Source organism: Corynebacterium sp. EPI-003-04-2554_SCH2473622, assembly GCF_001665955.1.
GTDB lineage: Bacteria > Actinomycetota > Actinomycetes > Mycobacteriales > Mycobacteriaceae > Corynebacterium > Corynebacterium pseudodiphtheriticum.
In genome coordinates, this window is the sequence record NZ_LZMN01000044.1 from 1 (window position 1) to 4209 (window position 4209).

General features: G+C 54.1%; 3 protein-coding genes. 2 read left to right on the plus strand and 1 reads right to left on the minus strand.

Features of this window, described 5'->3' with window-relative positions:
• Positions 1–794, plus strand: a 794-nt coding sequence (locus A5774_RS05290) for an ATP-binding cassette domain-containing protein (RefSeq protein ID WP_064833707.1), incomplete at its 5' end; no start/stop codon positions are given.
• Positions 794–1615, plus strand: coding sequence for an ABC transporter permease (locus tag A5774_RS05295; RefSeq protein WP_064833709.1), 822 nt, complete (start codon positions 794–796; stop codon positions 1613–1615). The genes A5774_RS05290 and A5774_RS05295, both read left to right, overlap by 1 nt.
• Positions 1616–1824: 209 nt before the next feature.
• On the opposite strand, the gene A5774_RS11495 is transcribed toward A5774_RS05295, so the two are convergent.
• A partial coding sequence (locus A5774_RS11495; protein WP_197490260.1) for a YPDG domain-containing protein occupies positions 1825–4209 on the minus strand: 2385 nt, incomplete at its 5' end.

Sequence of the window (4209 nt, forward strand, 5' to 3'; positions counted from 1 at the left end):
TTGGGGTTTCTGGGCAAAACGCCACTATTGATGAGGAGCTCACAGCCCGGGAAAACCTCATGCTGGTGGGCCGCCTGTTCCATCTAGGCGATAAGGGTGCGAAAAGGCGCACCGATGAGCTGCTAGAGATTTTTAATTTGGAGCACGCCGCAAACCGCCCGATCAAGGGCTTTTCTGGTGGTATGCGCAGGCGCGCTGATCTGGCGGCGTCTTTAGTAAATGATCCGAAGATTTTGTTCCTGGACGAGCCCACTACAGGCTTGGACCCGGCTGCGCGTTTGTCTTTATGGGAAGTTATCAAACAGCGGGTACGTTCTGGCACTACTTTGCTGCTGACCACACAGTATTTGGAAGAGGCGGACTACTTGGCCGATCAGATCAGCGTGATTGACCAGGGCAAGGTTATTGCCGAAGGCACTGCCGACGAGTTGAAGTCTAGTGTCGGTGGCCAGCGGATCTCCGTGGTGCCGGTTAATCAGGCGGACCACGATTCTGTGCAGAGTTTATTGGATGCGGTTGCGGCTAGTCGCGGGTCGGTGACCATTGATGGCAGCGAGTTGAGTGTGTCTGTGCACGATGGCCCGGCTGCCCTGGAGCAGGTGGTGACCAAGCTGCGCGCGCAGGAGATCGCGGTGCATGATGTGGGAATGTCGCGCCCAAGCCTGGATGAGGTCTTTTTGGATCTCACTGGGCAAAGCGTTACTGGGGAAACCCACGCGAAGCGTACTGACGCTGGGGCGGATTTTCCGGCCCACGGCACGCAAGAATCTGCACAGAAAGGCGGCACTAACTAATGAGCGTTACGAGCCCTACCCCGGCTATTACTTCTTCCCCTGCGATGTGGCTTGCCGACGTCCGTGCGGTGGTTATTCGCAATTTGATTCGGATGCGCCGTTCGCCGGATATCATCGTGTTTACCGTGTTGCAGCCGATCATGTTTGTGTTGCTGTTTTCGCAGGTTTTTGGCGGCGCTATTGATATTCCGGGAATGAGTTATGAAAATTTCTTGATGCCGGGCATTTTTGTGCAGTCGGCAATTTTCGGTTCTACTACCTCGGGCCTTTTTATCGCGAATGATAAGAAGGATGGCTTGATTAGTAGGTATAAGACTTTGCCGATGGCGCGTTCGGCGGTGGTTTTTGGCCGCACGGTGGCTGATATCACGTTGGCGAGTGTCACTTTGTTGGTGATGGTAGTTACTGGCTTGGCGATTGGTTGGCGCCCGGAGTCTTTCTGGGGTTTTGTGCAGGGCTATTTGTTGCTGTTGTTGTTTGTGTGGGCTTTTTCTTGGTTGATGGTCACGTTGGGTTTGGTGGTTCCGCGCCCGGAGGCGATGAATTCGGCGACGTTTATTACGTTGTTTCCGTTGACTTTTTTGTCGAATGCTTTTGTGCCGCAGGAGACGATGCCTACGCCGTTGCGGGTTTTTGCGGAGTGGAATCCTTTGTCTGCTTTGGTGCAGGCGTTGCGTGATTTGTTTGGTAATAATGGCGCGTTGGAGACTCCGGATGTGTGGAGTTTGCAGAATCCGGTTGCGTTGGTGTTGGTTGGCGCTGCGTTGTTTTTTGTGGTTTTTTGTCCGCTTGCGGTGCGGGCTTATGACCGGAAGGCTTAGGCTTTAACGTTTTAGGCGCTTTGGTTATAGCAAAACGGGGCATCCGGTGTGATGGGCACTTGTTGAGAGTGCGTTCACACTAGATGCCCCGTTTGCTTTGGGCATTGTTTGCGTGTAGTACCCGGTTGCCCGGGCTACGCGTCTGGTATCGCCCCGGCCCAGGCCGGGGTTCTACCTTGTCCTAGCTTTGTGCTGGGACTTCCGCGTTATTACTTGCGGTTGAACAGTCCTTGGAACCAGCCGACGATTCCGCGGGACTCTGTCTGCTGCTCACTGGAGGAAGAGGACAGGTCGACCGAGGAACCAGTAGCCGAGGAGGACTGGTTGGCCTGGGTGTTCATGCAGTGCTGGTAGCTCAGGCCGGCTACGGCGATGGCAGCTGCTGCCAGGCCGATGTGGCGGTTTTCGTGAGCGAATTGACCCAGCTGCTGGTTGAACTGGTGCAGACGACCATTGATGTGATCCAGAACATCCAGTGCAGCGCGTCCTTCTGGTCCCATGCTACGGCGCACTTGCTGGTCAATCGCGTGGATTTCGCGGTTGAACTGCTCACGCAGGCCAGCCAGGTGCGGGTTCATGACCAGTTCGTACATGTTGTGCAGTGGCGACAGCAGGATCAGCGGGATGGCGGTGACGCCACCAGCGAACACTGCGCACTGCAGGTGTCGTGGAATGTCGAAGTTGCTGGAACCCAAGGAGGATCCTGGCTTTGGCAGAATGTCGTTGCCCTTGCCGACGTTCACAATAACCTGGTCAGATTCAGCCTTGTCACCTTCCTTCTGCGAAACGATGTACTGCGATTCTGGGGTTGCTCCACCAGGGACATCAATAGACCAATTGCCGTTCTCGTTCACCTTTGTGGTGGTGGAGGAGCCGTTAGGTCCGGTGACCGTGATGGTGGCGCCTGGTTTACCGGTACCAGTGATGGTGTTGTCACCTGGGTTTACTGGGTTGACCGTTGGTGCTTCAGTGAAGACGTCACCTGCGGTGAGGTCTTCTTTATCATCACCAGTCAGTGATGGAAGCTCTCCGAAGTTACCTGGTACGAACTCTTCACCTGTAACTGGTACTTGGGTGATGAAGGACTTGGTTTCTTTGGTTCCATCTGGGTAGGTGATGGAAACCTCGACGACGATTGAGTCGCCTGGCTTAGCATCAGCGCCTGGTTTGACGGTGATGTCGCCGTTTTCTTCCAGGTCTACGTCCCAATCTTGCGTACCCTTGTTGTGGGTTCCGTGGCCCCAGCCAAGATCTACCTTAGTGCCATGAGGCAAGGCATCACCAGTGTTCTTAACCGTGACAGGAGAGCCATCTTCAGGGGTGCTGGTATCAGCCCAGTTAGGCTCGATCATCTCAGCTTGACCGAAAGCTTCCTCAGCGGTGAGTTCGGTTTCTTCAGACTGCAGCATTGGACCGTACTCGCCAAAGTTTCCAGGTACGTACTCTTCACCGGAAACTGGTACCTGAACGATGAATTCTTTAGTCTCCGTTGAACCATCGGCGTAAGTGATTACCACCTGGACCTGGACAGAGTCGCCGTGTTTAGCATCAGCACCTGGAGTGACGGTGATGTCGCCGTTTTCTTCCAGCTCGACATCCCAGTCTTGCGTGCCCTTGTTGTGAAGTCCGTGACCCCAGCCAAGTTCAACTGTGGCGCCATGCGGCAAAGCATCACCGGTGTTGTTAACGGTGACAGCAGAACCGTCTTCAGGTGTATCGGTATCGTTCCACTCTGGGTCAAAACGATCGGCTTGGTCGAAGACATCTCCTGCAGTGATGTCACCAGAATCCTCACCTGTGATTGGACCGAACTCGCCGTGCGTTGTGTTCGGTGTATTCGGACGATCGGAACCTTCACTGTTTGGGTAGTCTGGCTCGCCGAGATTTTCTGGGAAGAATCCTTCAAGGGTCCAAGGGACTTTGACGATGAAAGTCTTGGTCTCGGTGGAGCCGTCTGCGTAGGTGAGTTCCACGTGTACTTCGATGGAGTCCTCTGGCGCTGCATCGCCACCTGGGATCACAGTAATTGATCCATTTTCTTCCAGGCGCACAGTCCAGTCCTGTTCGCCCTTGTTGTGTTCACCGTAGCCAACCAACAGGTCGACATCGGTGTCATGAGGAATCTCATCACCGGTGTTAGGAACGTTCACGCGTGAACCATCATCTGGAAGGTTGGTGTCGTTCCAGTTTGGATCGACGACTTCAGAGATGTCCTTAGTCACCTTCGCATCAATCGGATCCCCAACAGGCTTCTTATCCTTATCAAGAATCTGAACCTTCGCAGGCTTCTCAGTAACACCATCACCCAAAGTTCCCTCAGGAACCGTAACAGTGATCTCACCAGACTGCGGATCAACAGCTACCGTCGCATCATCAACAGGCTGACCATCAACAGTGACGGTACCGCTCATACCCTCAGTCGGATTAGCAACCTTCTGACCAATCTGGGTCGGCTCACCCTCAGGGATGACATTGCCACCCTCAGCAGCATCACCAGAAATAGAAGGAGCAGGAATCTCCTTAGTCACCTTCGCATCAATCGGATCCCCAACAGGCTTCTTATCCTTATCAAGAATCTGAACCTTCGCAGGCTT